Origin of the sequence: Rugamonas fusca, assembly GCF_014042365.1 — a bacterium.
In the GTDB taxonomy this organism is placed as follows: domain Bacteria; phylum Pseudomonadota; class Gammaproteobacteria; order Burkholderiales; family Burkholderiaceae_D; genus Rugamonas; species Rugamonas fusca.
The window spans coordinates 1-14,734 of the sequence record NZ_JACEZS010000042.1 but is presented as its reverse complement, the minus strand read 5'-3'; the positions used below and the strand labels follow the sequence as shown (position 1 = coordinate 14,734).

Here is a 14,734-nt window from a genome sequence, read left to right as displayed (position 1 = left end):
GACATCGAGCAGATGCTCAAGGAGATGCAGTCGGCCGTCTCGGCCAGCGTGATGGGCATGGACAAATTCTCCGAGGAGATCCGGCGCAGCGTGGGCGAGGTGCGGCAGGTGACGGACCAGCTGTCGGGCGTGATGGACCAGGTGGGCAAGCTGGCGCCCCAGTTCGACGCCGTGTTGCAGGGCATGCAGTCGCAGGCCGTGGGCGCCGAACAGATTTCCGGCACCATGAGCCAGCTCAACGACGCCACCCAGCAGACCGTGGAATCGCTGAAGGCCACCAGCGACGCGGTGCGCCAGTTGCAGTTCGCAGCCGGCGAGCTGCAGTCCGGCGTGGGCAATTTCACGCTGGCGGCATAAGGTAGCGCGGACATGAAACAGCTGCTCTTTCATATCGGCGCCGACCGCTACGGGCTGCGCCTGCGCGACGTGGTGCGGGTACTGCCCCTGCTCGAACTCAAACGGCTGCCGCTGGCGCCGGACGCCGTGGCCGGCCTGATGGACTTCCATGGCCAGTCCGTGCCCGTGATCGACCTGAGCCTGATGGCCGGCGTGGCGCCGGGCCGCCAGCATTTCGACACCCGCATCCTGCTGGTCCACTACCACGGCCCCGATGGCGCCACTCACCTGCTGGGATTACTGGCCGAACGGGTGCTGGGCGTCACCGACGTGGATGCGGGGGCGCTGGCCGACAGCGGCGTGCGCGCCGCGCCCTTCCTTGGCCAGGTGGCCAGCGACGCGGCCGGCATCGTGCAACTGGTGGAGCCGGACCAGTTGCTGTCGGCCGAACTGCGCGCCATCCTGTTCCAGCCGGAGGCCGCCGCGCCATGAACGTGCAGACCATCCTGCGCCAGGCCACCGGCCTGCATTTGTCCAAGGCCGTGGCCGAGCGGGCCATGGCCAGCCGCATGGAGCGGTTGGGCGTGGCCGAGCGCGACGCCTACCTGGCCGCCCTGTCGCCGGACGAATTGACGCAACTGGTGGAACTGGTGGTGGTGCCCGAATCGTGGCTGTTCCGCGACCCGGTGGCGTTCCAGGCCGCCGTCATCCACGTGAAGGCGATCCTGTCCGGCGCGGATATGAACCGCAAGGCACGCATCCTGTCCGTGCCCTGCGCGGGCGGCGAGGAGCCCTATTCCATGGCCATGGCCCTCAGCGACGCCGGCGTGGACCCCGAACGCTACACCATCGACGCGTGGGACATCAGCCCCGCGTGCGTGGCGCGCGCGCTGGCCGGCGTCTACGGCCGCAACGCCTTCCGCAGCGACGACCTGCGCTTCCGCGAGCGCCACTTCACGCGCACGGGCGAGGAAGAATATACGATCAGCGAGGCCTTGCGCGGCCAGGTGCGCTTTCGCCAGGGCAGCCTGTTCGCGCTGGACGCTGGCCGGCTGCCGAAATACGACATCATCTTCTGCCGCAACCTGCTGATCTATTTCGACAAGCCCACCACCAGGGACGCCGCCGTCCGCCTGAGCACCCTGCTGGCCGACGACGGCCTGCTGTTCGCCGGCTATGCGGAAGTGCCGGCGTTCTGCCAGCACGGTTTCGCGCCGCTGCAATTCCCGCGCGCGTTCGGCCTGAAGAAAGAAGGCGCCGCCGCACTGTCCCCGGCGTCCAGCGCGGCGCCAGGGGCGGCATCGCGCGCATCGCCGCACGCACCGGCCACGCGCGTGCACGCGCACGTGCAGCGTGCGGCCAAGGCAGGCGCGCCGGCCGCCGCCAGGCAGTCAAGCACGGGACGGGCCGCAATGCCCACTGTCGCTGCCCTAGCTGCGCCTGCACCGGCACCTGCGCTGGCCGCAGCGGCCGCAATGCCAGCTGCCGCCACCACGGCCGCCTTGCTGGAACAAGCGCGCAAGCTGGCCGACCAGGGCCGCTACGCGGAAGCGGTAAGCGCGTGCCAGCGCTGCCTGACGCAAACGCCGGACGCGGCCGACGCCTATTTCATCCTGGGCCTGCTGGACGAGCAGGCGGGCCAGCTGGCCAAGGCGGAACAGCACTGGCGGCGCTGCATCTACCTGCACCCCGACCATTACGAAGCGCTGTGCCACCTGGCCCTGCTGGCCGAGCACAATCGCGACCCGGCCGCCGCCGCGCTGAAGGCCCGCGCGGCGCGCGTCTACCATCGCCAGCAGGCGTCCTGAAGGAGATACGATGACGACACTGGACAGCCCCATCCTCGTCAACTGCTGGAACCGCATCGGCGTTTCCGGCGACCAGAGCTGCGACAAGCTGGCGCGCCACATCCACTGCCGCAACTGCGAAGTCTACGCCGACGCGGCCCAGGCCAACATGCAACGGGCCGTGGACGACAGCTACAAGCGCGAATGGGCCGCGCACTTCCGCCGCGTGGACGACGACAGTACGCGGCTCGACGCTTCGTGCCTGGTGTTCCGCATCGGCCGCGAATGGCTGTCGCTGCCCACCACCATCCTGCAATCGGTGGCGCCGCAGGCCGCGCCGCACCGCCTGCCGCACCGCCATGCGCGCGAACTGCGCGGCATCGTCAACGTGGGCGGTACGGTGTATCCGTGCATGTCGCTGGGCGCCCTGCTGGGCATCGACGAATCGGAAACCGTGGCCGCCGCCGGACGCCACATTTTCGCCCGGCTGCTGGTGGTGCGCTGGGACGAGCAATCGTTCGCGCTGCCGGTGGCGGACCTGCACGGCATCGTGCGCTACGCCTCGGCCACGGTGCAGCCGCCGGCGGCCACCATCAACAAGGGCTTGCAGCGCTACCTGTCCGGCGTGCTGTCCCACGCGGACATGCACATCGGGTGCCTGGACGCGCCACTGATCGGCCACCAACTCGCAAGGACGCTACGATGAGCCATGAGCAGCAAGGTGATTTGAGCCAGTTCTCCATGCGCGACCTGTTCCGCATGGAAGCCGACACCCAGACCCAGATCCTGACGGACGGCCTGCTGGCGGTGGAGCGCCTCAAGGGCGACGCCGGCGCACTGGAAGCGATGATGCGCGCCGCCCATTCGATCAAGGGTGCGGCCGCCATCGTCGGGCTGGACCTGGTGGTGCAACTGGCGCACGGCATGGAAGACAGCTTCGTCGCCGCCCAGCAGGGCCGGATGCAGTTGACGCCGAACCGGGTCGATGCGCTGCTGGCCGGGGTCGACCTGATCCTGCAGATCGCGCGGCTCGACAACGCCAACGCCGACGCCTGGCTGGCCGCCAACGGCGCGCCGATCCGGACCACGCTGGACCTGATCGCCAACATCGCCTTCCTGCCTGAGCCCCCCGCCATCGCGCCGGCCATTCCTGCCGCCCCGGCCACCGCTACCGCCACGGCTCCGCCGGCGGCGCCTGCCCCGCAGCAGGCCGCGCTGGCAGCGCCGCCCGCATCGGAGCCGGCCGCGCCAGCCGCCGCGCCGTTGCCGGCCACGGCGACGGCCGACGATGGCGCCTCCGCCGTTGCCCCGCGCCCGCCCGCTCCGCTCAAGACAGCCCAGAATTTCGACCGCCTGCTGTCGCTGGCCAGCGAAGCGCGCATCAACGCGCACCAGCTGCATCCCTTCATCCAGGACCTGCAGCGCTTCAAGCGCAACCAGAGCAGCCTGTTCTCGCTGGTGGAGCAGCTGCACGAAGCCATCGCCAACAGCGGCGACGCCAGCCTGAAGGAAAAGTCGCTGCTGGCGCTGCAAAAGACCCACCCGCTCAAGCAGTTCCTGCTCGAGCACATCGCCGACATCGAAGCCTACGAGCGGCGCATGCTGGCCGTGTCGCAGAACATGGTGGACGAAGTGCTCACGCTGCGCATGCGCCCGTTCCGCGACGGCGTGCAGGCCTTCCCGCGCATGGTGCGCGACCTGGCGCGTGGCATGGGCAAGGAGGTGCACCTGGAAATCGTCGGCGAGGACACGCTGGTGGACCGCGACATCCTGGCCCGCATCGAAAGCCCGCTCAACCACATCCTGCGCAATGCCGTCGACCACGGCATGCAGACGCCGGCCGAGCGCATCGCCGCCGGCAAGCCCGGCACGGGCACCATCGTGCTGGAAGCGCGCCACCGCGCCGGCATGCTCAGCATCGAAATCCACGACGACGGGCGCGGCGTGGACCTGGAAAAAATCCGCGCCACCGTCGTCGCGCGCAAGATGGCCGCGCCGCAGATGGCGGCCGCCCTGTCGCCATCCGAGCTGCTGGAATTCCTGTTCCTGCCCGCCTTCAGCCTCAAGGAAAGCGCCAACGAGATTTCCGGCCGTGGCGTGGGGCTGGACATTGTGCACGAAACCATCCGCGAGCAGAACGGCACCGTCAGGCTGGAGTCGGAACTGGGATCAGGTTTCCGTACCTCCATCACGCTGCCGCTCACGCAATCGATCGTGCGCGCGCTGGTGGCCGACATCAAGGGCGAGGCCTACGCCATCCCCATCGTCAAGGTCGAACGCGTGCTCAAGGTGCCGCCGGCGGCCATCCACACGCTGGAGAACAAGCAGTTCTTCGACTTCGGCGGCGAGCACCTGGGCCTGGTGTCGGCGGCGCAGGTGCTGGAGCTGGGCGAAATGGAAGCCGGTGGCGAGGACTTGCCGGTGGTGGTGATCGGCAGCGGCGCGCGCCGCTACGCGCTGGTGGTGGATGCCATCCGTGGCGAACAAAGCCTGGCCGTGCAGGCCATCGATCCCATCTTCGGCAAGATGCGCGATATCTCGGCCGCCGCCCTGCTCGACGACGGCGAGCCGGTGCTGATCCTGGACGTGCCGGACCTGCTGCTGTCGATCGACAAGCTGCTGCACGAAGGCGGCCTGCACCAGCTGGCGCGCGCCGACCATGCGGGACGGCGCCGCATGAAGCGCATCCTGGTGGTGGACGATTCGCTCACCGTGCGCGAGATGGAACGCAAGCTGCTGCTGGGACGCGGCTTCCTGGTGGACGTGGCCATCGACGGCATCGACGGCTGGAACGTGGTGCGCAGCGGCGAATACGACCTGGTCATCACCGACGTCGACATGCCGCGCATGGACGGCATCGAACTGGTCACGCTGATCAAGAAGGACGTCCAGCTGCACAAGCTGCCCGTGATGATCGTCTCCTACAAGGACCGGCCGGAAGACCGCGCGCGCGGCCTGTCGGCCGGCGCCGACTACTACCTGACCAAGGGCAGCTTCCATGACGAGACGCTGCTGGAGGCCGTCTCCGACCTGATCGGCGAGGCGCCATTGTGAAGATCGCCATCGCCAACGACATGCCCATGGCGGCCGAGGCGCTGCGCCGCGTGGTGGCCAGCACGGCCGAACACCAGGTGCTGTGGATCGCCCGCACCGGCCTGGAGGCAGTGCAGCTGTGCGCCGCCAACCGCCCCGACCTGATCCTGATGGACTTGAACATGCCGGAACTGGACGGCGTGGAAGCAACACGGCTGATCATGGAACAGTCGCCATGCGCCATCCTGGTGGTGACCGGCCAACCCCAGGACAATGTGAACCAGGTGTTCCGCGCGCTGGGCGCGGGCGCGCTCGACGTGACGGCCACGCCCGTGCTGCAGGGCGGCGCCGGCGGCGACGCCCTGCTGTTGGCCAAGATCCACACCATGGACAAGCTGATCCGCCACAGCGGCGGCAGCGCGGCCATGCAACCCAAGGCCAACCACGGCCAGCCGGCCGCGCCGGCCGCCATCACCACACTGGTGGCCATCGGCGCCTCCACCGGCGGCCCGGCGGCCGTGGCCGCGATGCTGGCCGGCTGGCGGGCGCCGCCCAATTGCGCCATCGTGGTGGTGCAGCACATCGACCAGAACTTCGCCGACAATTTCGCCAAATGGCTGGGCGATCAGTTGTCCATGCCGGTGCGGGTGATCGCCGATGGCGACAAGCTGCAGCCGGGCGCGGTGCTCATCGCCAAGAGCAACGACCACTTAACGCTGGATCAAAACGGGCGCTTGGGGTACGATGCAGCTCCGCGCGACTATGCCTACCGGCCTTCGGTGGATGTGTTCTTCCACTGCGTGGCCCAGCACTGGCACGGCGCGGCGATCGGCGTGCTGCTGACCGGCATGGGGCGCGATGGCGCCGACGGTTTGCTGGCCATGCGCCGCGCCGGCCACGCCACCGTGGCCCAGGACCAGGCCAGCAGCGCCGTGTATGGCATGCCGCGCGCGGCGGCCGAACTGGACGCGGCCCAGCTGGTACTGCCGCTGGACCGGATCGGCGCGCTGCTGCGCAGTACCGCCGGGGCCAGGCCGTAAGTCCATGGATCAGCAACCAGAACTGCCACGAGATAGACGATGTCCGATGTGATTCCCCCCACCGCCGACCAGGAACCTGCGCTCACCGCCTACAAGGTGCGCGTGCTGCTGGTGGACGATCAACTGATCATCGTGGAAGCCGTACGGCGCATGCTGGGCGACCAGCCCGATGTGGAATTCCATCACGAGACCAGCGCCGCACGCGCGCTGGAAGTGGCGCGCCAGTTGCAGCCGACCGTGATCCTGCAGGACCTGGTGATGCCCGACACCGATGGCTTCACGCTGATCCGCCAATACCGCGAGGAAGACACGCTGCGCCATGTGCCCGTGATCGTGCTGTCGGCCAAGGAAGACCCGAAACTGAAGGCGCACAGCTTCGCCACCGGCGCCAACGACTACATGGTCAAGCTGCCGGACCGGCTGGAATTGCTGGCGCGCGTGCGTTACCACGCCAGCGGCTACATCAGCCGTTTGCAGCGCGACCAGGCGTTCCGCTTCCTGCGCGAGAGCCAGCGCCAGCTGGCGGCGGCCAATATCGAGCTGCAAAAGCTGGCCGCGCTGGACGGCCTGACGGGCATCGCCAACCGGCGCCGCTTCGACGAGGCGCTACAGCTGGAATGGCTGCGCAGCGCGCGCGACCGCCAGCCTGTGGCGCTGATGATGTGCGACGTGGACCACTTCAAGAGCTACAACGACAGCCATGGCCACCCCGCCGGCGATTTGTGCCTGAAGAAGGTGGCCGCTGTCCTGACCGAACATTTGAAGCGCCCGGCCGACCTGGTCGCGCGCTACGGCGGCGAAGAATTCGCCATTATCCTGCCCGAAACGGATTTGACCGGCGCACTGACCGTCGCCGAATCATGCCGCCGCCACCTGGAACAGCTGGCCATCTCCAACCCGCAAGCGCCGCTCACCGGCTGCGTCACCCTGTCGGCCGGCGTGGCCTGCGTGGTGCCGTCGCCGCTGGGCAGCGCCGAAGGCTTGCTGGAACTGGCCGACCAGGCCCTGTACGCCGCCAAGCGGGCCGGCCGCAACCGCGTTGTCAGCGCGGCCGACCTGCAAGGCGTCTCCCCCAACGTTTAAGGAATACCGAACATGAGTGCACAATTCGACCAGGTCAGCGTCATCAAGAAATCCAACATCTACTTCGACGGCAAGTGCGTGTCGCACACGGTGCTGTTCGCCGACGGCAGCAAGAAGACCATCGGCGTGATCTTCCCGTCCAGCCTGACCTTCAACACGGGCGCGCCCGAGACCATGGAAATCCTGGGCGGCGTGTGCAAGGTGCGCCAGGCCGGCGCCACCGAATGGAACACCTATGGCGCAGGCCAGCAGTTCCAGGTGGGTGCCAACACCCACTTCGACATCGAAACCGTGGAAACCCTGGACTACGTCTGCCACTTCGGCTGATCCGGCAAGGCGGCAGCGGCGCCCGCATGGCGCCGCGCGATCACACGATCACACGAACACCGGCTCCGGCTCCAGCCGCACGCCATAGCGCGCCTGCACGTCGGCCTGGATGGCCTGCGCCAGCCGCACCACGTCGGCGCCCGTGGCGCCGCCATGGTTGACCAGCACCAGCGCCTGTTTGGCGTACACGCCGGCCGGCCCCAGGCTGCGCCCTTTCCAGCCGCATTGGTCGATCAGCCAGCCGGCGGCCAGCTTCTCGCTGCCGTCGGGCTGGCGGTGGTGCACCAGCGCAGGAAAGCGGGCCAGCAAGTCCGCGCACTGGGCCGCATCGACCACGGGGTTCTTGAAGAAGCTGCCGGCATTGCCAATTTCGGCCGGGTCGGGCAATTTGCGGCGCCGGATCGCGATCACCGTGTCGGCCACCTGGCGCGCCGTCGGCGCGACCAGCCCCTGTTCCGCCACGGCCTGGGCCAGCTCCGCGTAGCGCAAGTTCGGCTGCCATGCGCGCGGCAGCGCGAACGTCACGTCGACGATGATCAATCCCTGCCCCGCCGCGTGCTTGAATACGCTGTCGCGGTAACCGAAGCGGCAGGCGGCAGCGTCCATGGTGCGGGTCTGCCCTGTGGCCGGATCGAATACGGTCAGGCTATGGAACAGGTCTTTGGTTTCCGCGCCATAGGCGCCGATGTTCTGGATCGGCGCCGCGCCCACTGTGCCGGGAATCAGCGACAGGTTTTCCAGCCCGCCCATGCCCTGCGCCAGCGTCCACTGCACGAACTCATGCCAGTGCTCGCCGGCCGCCGCTTTCACGTAATGGTGGTCGGCGTCGCTGCCCACCCGTTCCCGTCCGGCCAGGGCGATGTGCAGCACCAGGCCGGCCACGTCGCCCGTCAGCAACACGTTGCTGCCGCCGCCCAGCACCAGCCGCGGCAGCGCGGCCACGGCCGGATCGGCCAGCGCGGCGCGCAACTGGTCCAGCGATTCCACGCGCAGGTAAGCCTGGGCGCGGGCGGCGATGCGAAAAGTGTTCAGGGACTGCAGGGGAAACTGGTGCTGGAGGGCGGGATATGGATACATGAAGAAAACCAAATAATTTGATCGATTATAGAGCGAAACGGACAAAAAACCAGCGCCTGTATGGGGGCGCACCCCGCTTTGTCCGTTAAAATGTCAGTCTTTGAGGCCGCCTGCGGCCTGCCACACCATTGAGGAATGAACCATGCCGTCGTTTGATGTAGTGTCCGAAGCCGATATGATCGAAGTGAAAAACGCTGTCGAGCAAACCAACAAGGAAATCACCACCCGTTTCGACTTCAAGGGCAGCGATGCGCGCGTCGAACAGAAGGAAAATGAGCTGACGGCGTTCGCTGATTCTGAATTCCAGTTGGGCCAGGTGCGCGACGTGCTCACCAACAAGCTGGCCAAGCGCAAGGTCGATGTGCGTTTCCTCGATGAAGGCGACATCAAAAAGATCGGCGGCGACAAGGTCAAACAAGTGATCAAGATCAAGAATGGCATTGAATCTGATGCCGCGAAGAAAATCGTGCGTGTCATCAAGGACAGCAAGATGAAGGTGCAGGCTAGTATACAGGGTGATGCGGTGCGTGTGACGGGCGCCAAGCGCGACGACCTGCAAGCGGCCATGGCCCTGCTGCGCAAGGATGTGCCCGACATGCCGCTCGAGTTCAACAACTTCCGCGACTGATCCCTGCCTTCCGGCGCCCGCGCGCGCCGTCACAAAGCTGTAGTACGCATGGAGTAGAATGGATAGAGCTCCATGCCGGTACTGCCGCGCGACCGCAACAGCCCTGGGCGCTCTGCCCAGCGACCAACCTCGGTAGTCTAAGGATAGCAATGAAACGTGTTGATGATTTCCGCCTGCGATTTGGCAATAACGAGTACGTGCCCATCATGGTCGGCGGAATGGGTGTCGATATTTCGACTTCGGAACTGGCGCTGGAGGCGGCCCGCCTCGGTGGCATCGGCCACATCTCGGATGCGATGGTGGAGGACGTCTCCGACCGCCGCTTCGATACCAGCTTCGTCAAGGAAAAGACCAAGCTGTACAAGTTCAACATTAACAACATGGACAAGGCCGTGGTCCAGTTCGACCTGGGCCGGCTGGCTGAGGCCCAGCGCCTGCACGTGGGCAGGACCATGGAAGCGAAGCAAGGCCCGGGCCTGATCTTCGTGAACTGCATGGAAAAGCTGACCATGAACGGCCCCAAGGAAACCCTGCGCGTGCGCCTGAACGCGGCGCTGGACGCGGGCGTGGACGGCATCACGCTGTCGGCCGGCCTGCACTTCGGCTCGTTCGCGCTGATGGCCGACCACCCACGTTTCCGCGACGCCAAGCTGGGCATCATCGTCTCGTCCGTGCGCGCGCTGCAGATCTTCCTGCGCAAGAACGCCAAGCTGGACCGCCTGCCCGACTACGTGATCGTCGAGGGCCCGCTGGCCGGCGGCCACCTGGGCTTCGGCATGGATTGGGCCGAGTACGACCTGCACACCATCGTGGCCGAGATCCTGGCCTACCTGAAGGCCGAGCAGCTCGACATTCCGCTGATCGCGGCCGGCGGCATCTTCACCGGCTCGGACGCCGTCAGCTTCCTGGAAGCAGGCTGCGCGGGCGTGCAGGTGGCGACCCGCTTCACCATCGCCAGGGAATGCGGCCTGCCGGACAAGGTCAAGCAGGAATACATCAAGGCCACCGAGGACGACATCATCGTCAACGGCATCTCGCCCACCGGCTACCCGATGCGCATGCTCAAGAACACGCCGGCCATCGGCTCGGGCATCCGTCCCGGCTGCGAATCGTATGGCTACCTGCTGGACGCGACCGGCAACTGCGCCTACATCAATGCCTACAACCGCGAAGTGGTGGCCCATCCGGACGAGAAGAACATCGTGGTGATGGACAAGACTTGCCTGTGCACCCACATGCGCAACTTCAATTGCTGGACCTGCGGCCACTACACCTACCGCCTGAAGGACACCACGCACAAGATGCCGAACGGCGAGTACCAGCTGCTGAGCGCGGAGCACGTGTTCAAGGACTACCAGTTCAGCGTCAACAATGCAATTGCCTTACCTGAGAAAGAATTCTAATCAGACTTGACAATTTCTGCTCGGAAATAAAAAACGGCGCAGTCCTCGCGGGCTGCGCCGTTTTGCATTGGTGGGCAAGTCCGCTCAGCCGTCCTTGTTGATGCGGGCGATCAGCGCGCCCAGCACCTCGTCGGCCCGTTCGTTATCGACCTGGCAGGTGCCCGCATTCTCGTGCCCGCCGCCACCGTATTCCAGCATCAGCGCGCCGATATTGGTGTGCGAGCTGCGGTTCAGGATGGACTTGCCGGTGGCGAACACGGTGTTCTGGTTCTTCAGGCCCCACAGCACGTGGATCGAGATATTGGTCTGCGGGAACAGCGCGTAGATGATGAAGCGGTTGCCGGCGTAGATCACGTCTTCCTTGCGCAAGTCCAGCACCACCAGGTTGCCGTGCACGGTGGCGCAGCGGCGGATCTGCTCCTTGCATTTCTCACTGTGCTCGAAGTACAGATCCTTGCGCTCCTTGACGTCGGGCAGCGCCATGATCTGGTCTATCGTGTGGTTCTTGCAGTAGTCGATCAAGTCCATCATCAGGTTGTAGTTCGAGATGCGGAACTCGCGGAAGCGGCCCAGGCCGGTGCGCGCATCCATCAGGAAGTTGAGCAAGTCCCAGCCTTCGGGATTGAGCACTTCCTGCTCGTTGAAGCGGGCCGCGTCGCCCTTGTCCACGGCCGCCATCATGTCGGCCCAGCCCGCCGGGAATGTCTTGGCGCCACCGTAGTAGTCGTACACCACGCGTGCGGCCGACGGCGCCTCGGGGTGGATGATGTGGTTGGGGCGCTCGCCCGTGTTGCGTATCGTCTCGGACAGGTGATGGTCGAACGCCAGGTGCACGCCGGCCACGAAGGGCAGGTTGGTGGTGATGTCGTTGGCGCTGATGGCAATCTTCCCGTCCTGCATGTCCTTGGGATGCACGAACAGGATGTCATCAATCATGTCCAGGTGTTTCAACAACACGGCGCACACCAGCCCGTCGAAATCACTGCGGGTTACCAGACGAAATTTTTTTGCTTCAGCTGACATGAAAAGACCCTTTGTAAGAAGTACAAACGCGTCACACCTTGCACGGTGCCCTGCTGCATCATACAACCGCCCAGCCCGGCCCGCCCAGCAAATGTGGCCAGACGTTGCATTGCGTCACATCAGCGTTTCGGGTTGGCTGGGCCATACGCCACAAAGTAGCAAAACTACGTCAACTAGAGTGTGCACTCGTTGACATTCACTAATGATGAGCGTAGATTCCCCCGTCACCAGCACACTTTCTCGCAATTTTGAAATCAACTGGTAGTAAAAGTACACAAAAATACATATGACCCCGCACAGGGGCAAGCACAACGGAGACAAACACCCACCGAGAAAACTCATCGCCCCGCGCGAGGCCGTGTCACGCCTGTCTGCGTCCACGCCGCCCTCGCCCATCCATCCCGCGTTCCCGACTATAAACACACGATAAAGACGACCGGAGACACTCATGCAACTTAGCCGCCTCGCCCTCGCCGCACTGCTCACCTGTACCCTGGCCGGCGCCCCCGCCACTGCCGCCATCAACGCCAGTCAACTGGGCGCCAGCTATGACGCCACCCACAGCAACATCAACTTCAAGATTTATTCCAGCCGCGCCACCCGCATCGAGCTGTACCTGTACGGCAGCGCCAGCGGTAGCCAGGAACTGGCCCGCATCGTCATGACCCAGGGCGCCGGCGGCGTGTGGAGCACCACCGTCTCATCCAGCGCGCTGACCAGCTACGGCATCACGGGCACGGTCTATTACGGCTACCGCGCCTGGGGCCCGAACTGGCCCTACAACACGGCCTGGACCAAGGGTAGCGCCGCCGGCTTCATCAGCGACGTGGACGCAGCCGGCAACCGCTTCAACCCCAACAAGCTGCTGACTGATCCATACGCGCTCGAACTGAGCCACGATCCCACCAACCCGAGCATGACGGATGGCACCGTGTACGCCAGCGGCCCCCTGTACCGCAACCTGGACACGGGAACCGTCGCGCCCAAGGGCATCGTGCTGGCCGGCGACACGCAGTCGATCGGCACCAAGCCCACCCGCGCCTTCAAGGACGACGTCGTGTACGAAGTGCATGCGCGCGGCCTGACCATGAACGACCCCAGCATTCCGGCCGCCGACCGCGGCACCTACAAGGGCGCCGGCGAAAAGGCGGCCTACCTGGCCAGCCTGGGCGTGACGGCGGTGGAATTCCTGCCGGTGCAGGAAACCCAGAACGACACCAACGACGTCAACGGCACCAACGATACGGGCGATAACTACTGGGGCTACATGACCCTGAACTATTTCGCACCCGACCGTCGTTACGCGGCCGACAAGACGCCGGGCGGTCCCACGCGCGAATTCAAGGCCATGGTCAAGGCTTTCCACGACCAGGGTATCAAGGTGTTGATCGACGTGGTGTACAACCACACGGGCGAAGGGGGCGCGTGGAACGCCAACGACACGTCGACCTACAATATCTACGGCATGCGCGGCCTGGACAATCCCACCTACTACGAGCTCACTTCGGACAACCAATCCTCGTGGGATAACACTGGCGTGGGCGGCAACTACAACACCCACAATCCCGTGGCGCAAAACCTGATCGTCGATTCACTGGCCTACTGGCGCGACACGCTGGGCGTGGACGGCTACCGCTTCGACCTCGCCTCCGTGCTCGGCAACACCTGCGAGAACGGCTGCTACAACTTCGACAAGATGGATCCAGCCAATGCCCTGAACCGCATCGTCAACGAATTGCCACCCCGCCCCGCTGCAGGTGGCAGCGGCGTAGAGCTGATCGCGGAACCGTGGGCCATCGGCGGCAACTCCTACCAGGTAGGCGGCTTCCCCAGCGGCTGGTCGGAGTGGAACGGTTTGTACCGCGACACCGTGCGCCAGAGCCAGAACGAACTGGGCTCGGTGACCGTCACCACTGGCACCATGGCCACGCGCTTCGCCGGCTCCAGCGACCTGTACGGGGACGATGGCCGTAAGCCGTGGAACTCGGTCAACTTCGTCGTCGCGCACGACGGCTTCACCCTCAAGGACGTCTACAGCTGCAACGGCAAGAATAACAACCAGGCCTGGCCTTACGGCCCCAGCGACGGCGGCAACGACAATAACGACAGCTGGGATCAGGGCGGCATCGCGGCTGACCAGCGCAAGGCGGCCCGCAATGGCCTGGCCTTGATGATGCTGTCGGGCGGCGTGCCGATGATGACGGGTGGCGATGAGATGCTGCGCAGTATCAACTGCAACAACAATCCCTACAATCTGGACTCCATCGGCAACTGGCTGAACTGGAGCTGGACCACGGACCAGAGCAACTTCCAATCGTTCGCCAAGGGCATGATCGCCTTCCGCAAGGCCCACCCCGCCTTGCGGCCAACCAACTTCTACTCCAGCGTGGATAACAACGGCAACGTGATGGAACAGCTGCGCTGGTTCCAGCCCAGCGGCGCCGTGGCCGACGCCAACTACTTCAACAATGGAGACAACCATGCCATCGCCTGGCGCATCGACGGTACCGAGTTCGGAGATACCAGCTCGGCCATCTATGTCGCCTACAATGCCTGGAGTGGGCCAGTGAACTTTGTGCTGCCATGGCCGGGCACTGGCAAGATCTGGTATCGCGTCACCGACACCTGCAACTGGGCCGAAGGCGCCAATCAGGTACGCGCCCCCGGCACTGAAGACGTGATCGGCGGCGAGAATACGTCCTATGGCGTGTGCGGCCGCGGTACGCTGGTGCTGATCGCCAAGTAAGGCGCTCGCATCGTCAAAGCGCTTCGTTCAGAAGCGCTTTTTTTACGTCCGCAGATTCGAACGGGACAGACGAAAAAAAACCCCATCTGCACTGAGCGCGATCTTGAGCGCGCTCAGGCTGATGGGGGTTTTTTCATAATAACTAGCTTGACGATAACCTACTTTCACACTGGTTGCAGCACTATCATCGGCGCAGAGTTGTTTCACGGTCCTGTTCGGGATGGGAAGGGGTGGGACCAACTTGCTATGGT

12 protein-coding genes, 1 rRNA gene and 1 pseudogene are annotated in these 14,734 nt (G+C 65.2%); 11 read left to right on the top strand and 3 right to left on the bottom strand.

Features of this window, described 5'->3' with window-relative positions; all coding sequences use genetic code 11:
- The 8 genes and pseudogenes from H3H36_RS25915 to ppnP all read left to right on the top strand — a co-directional run.
- A pseudogene (locus H3H36_RS25915) lies at positions 1-357 on the top strand (chemotaxis protein); the annotation flags it as partial.
- 12 nt (positions 358-369) lie between these two features.
- Positions 370-828: a chemotaxis protein CheW gene (locus H3H36_RS25910; RefSeq protein ID WP_182220919.1), complete on the top strand. Its 459-nt coding sequence runs from the start codon at positions 370-372 to the stop codon at positions 826-828.
- Positions 825-2,144: a CheR family methyltransferase gene (locus H3H36_RS25905; RefSeq protein WP_182220918.1), complete on the top strand. Its 1,320-nt coding sequence runs from the start codon at positions 825-827 to the stop codon at positions 2,142-2,144. The genes H3H36_RS25910 and H3H36_RS25905 overlap by 4 nt, the downstream gene beginning before the upstream one ends.
- Positions 2,145-2,154: 10 nt before the next feature.
- Entirely contained in the window at positions 2,155-2,829 is a 675-nt protein-coding gene (locus tag H3H36_RS25900) for a chemotaxis protein CheW (protein WP_182220917.1), read from the top strand.
- Positions 2,826-5,177, top strand: a complete 2,352-nt coding sequence (locus tag H3H36_RS25895; RefSeq protein WP_182220916.1) for a hybrid sensor histidine kinase/response regulator — start codon at positions 2,826-2,828, stop codon at positions 5,175-5,177. The genes H3H36_RS25900 and H3H36_RS25895 overlap by 4 nt, the downstream gene beginning before the upstream one ends.
- Positions 5,174-6,196 carry a chemotaxis-specific protein-glutamate methyltransferase CheB gene (gene cheB / locus H3H36_RS25890; RefSeq protein WP_182220915.1) on the top strand — a complete coding sequence of 341 codons (1,023 nt, stop codon included), beginning with the start codon at positions 5,174-5,176 and terminating at the stop codon, positions 6,194-6,196. The genes H3H36_RS25895 and cheB overlap by 4 nt, the downstream gene beginning before the upstream one ends.
- Positions 6,197-6,235: 39 nt before the next feature.
- Positions 6,236-7,279: a diguanylate cyclase domain-containing protein gene (locus H3H36_RS25885; protein ID WP_182220914.1), complete on the top strand. Its 1,044-nt coding sequence runs from the start codon at positions 6,236-6,238 to the stop codon at positions 7,277-7,279.
- 12 nt (positions 7,280-7,291) lie between these two features.
- On the top strand, positions 7,292-7,606 hold the full coding sequence (ppnP, locus tag H3H36_RS25880) for a pyrimidine/purine nucleoside phosphorylase (protein WP_182220913.1): 315 nt from the start codon (positions 7,292-7,294) through the stop codon (positions 7,604-7,606).
- A 48-nt stretch (positions 7,607-7,654) separates the two neighbouring features.
- Here the strand turns inward: ppnP and murB are convergent, their stop codons facing one another.
- Positions 7,655-8,683, bottom strand: a complete 1,029-nt coding sequence (gene murB, locus H3H36_RS25875) for a UDP-N-acetylmuramate dehydrogenase (protein WP_182220912.1) — start codon at positions 8,681-8,683, stop codon at positions 7,655-7,657.
- 142 nt (positions 8,684-8,825) lie between these two features.
- Between murB and H3H36_RS25870 the strand changes: the two genes are divergently transcribed.
- Both H3H36_RS25870 and H3H36_RS25865 read left to right on the top strand, forming a co-directional pair.
- On the top strand, positions 8,826-9,311 hold the full coding sequence (locus H3H36_RS25870) for a YajQ family cyclic di-GMP-binding protein (protein ID WP_182220911.1): 486 nt from the start codon (positions 8,826-8,828) through the stop codon (positions 9,309-9,311).
- 149 nt (positions 9,312-9,460) lie between these two features.
- Positions 9,461-10,714 carry a nitronate monooxygenase gene (locus H3H36_RS25865; RefSeq protein ID WP_182220910.1) on the top strand — a complete coding sequence of 418 codons (1,254 nt, stop codon included), beginning with the start codon at positions 9,461-9,463 and terminating at the stop codon, positions 10,712-10,714.
- 84 nt (positions 10,715-10,798) lie between these two features.
- Here H3H36_RS25865 and H3H36_RS25860 read toward each other — a convergent pair whose 3' ends face one another.
- Positions 10,799-11,737 (bottom strand): exopolyphosphatase, encoded by a 939-nt coding sequence (locus H3H36_RS25860; protein WP_182220909.1) that lies wholly within the window; start codon positions 11,735-11,737, stop codon positions 10,799-10,801.
- 448 nt (positions 11,738-12,185) lie between these two features.
- On the opposite strand from H3H36_RS25860, the gene H3H36_RS25855 reads away from it, so the two are divergent.
- Positions 12,186-14,483 (top strand): glycogen debranching protein, encoded by a 2,298-nt coding sequence (locus H3H36_RS25855; RefSeq protein ID WP_182220908.1) that lies wholly within the window; start codon positions 12,186-12,188, stop codon positions 14,481-14,483.
- Between the two features lie 145 nt (positions 14,484-14,628).
- On the opposite strand, the gene rrf is transcribed toward H3H36_RS25855, so the two are convergent.
- A 5S ribosomal RNA gene (gene rrf / locus H3H36_RS25850) occupies positions 14,629-14,734 on the bottom strand; the annotation flags it as partial.

What these genes read in the sequence shown, in the direction of transcription:
- H3H36_RS25910 (WP_182220919.1), top strand. Translation starts at nt 370, where the DNA reads ATGAAACAGCTGCTCTTTCATATCGGCGCCGACCGCTACGGGCTGCGC.
- H3H36_RS25905 (WP_182220918.1), top strand. Translation starts at nt 825, where the DNA reads ATGAACGTGCAGACCATCCTGCGCCAGGCCACCGGCCTGCATTTGTCC.
- H3H36_RS25900 (WP_182220917.1), top strand. Translation starts at nt 2,155, where the DNA reads ATGACGACACTGGACAGCCCCATCCTCGTCAACTGCTGGAACCGCATC.
- H3H36_RS25895 (WP_182220916.1), top strand. Translation starts at nt 2,826, where the DNA reads ATGAGCCATGAGCAGCAAGGTGATTTGAGCCAGTTCTCCATGCGCGAC.
- H3H36_RS25885 (WP_182220914.1), top strand. Translation starts at nt 6,236, where the DNA reads ATGTCCGATGTGATTCCCCCCACCGCCGACCAGGAACCTGCGCTCACC.
- ppnP (WP_182220913.1), top strand. Translation starts at nt 7,292, where the DNA reads ATGAGTGCACAATTCGACCAGGTCAGCGTCATCAAGAAATCCAACATC.
- murB (WP_182220912.1), bottom strand. Translation starts at nt 8,683, where the DNA reads ATGTATCCATATCCCGCCCTCCAGCACCAGTTTCCCCTGCAGTCCCTG.
- H3H36_RS25870 (WP_182220911.1), top strand. Translation starts at nt 8,826, where the DNA reads ATGCCGTCGTTTGATGTAGTGTCCGAAGCCGATATGATCGAAGTGAAA.
- H3H36_RS25865 (WP_182220910.1), top strand. Translation starts at nt 9,461, where the DNA reads ATGAAACGTGTTGATGATTTCCGCCTGCGATTTGGCAATAACGAGTAC.
- H3H36_RS25860 (WP_182220909.1), bottom strand. Translation starts at nt 11,737, where the DNA reads ATGTCAGCTGAAGCAAAAAAATTTCGTCTGGTAACCCGCAGTGATTTC.
- H3H36_RS25855 (WP_182220908.1), top strand. Translation starts at nt 12,186, where the DNA reads ATGCAACTTAGCCGCCTCGCCCTCGCCGCACTGCTCACCTGTACCCTG.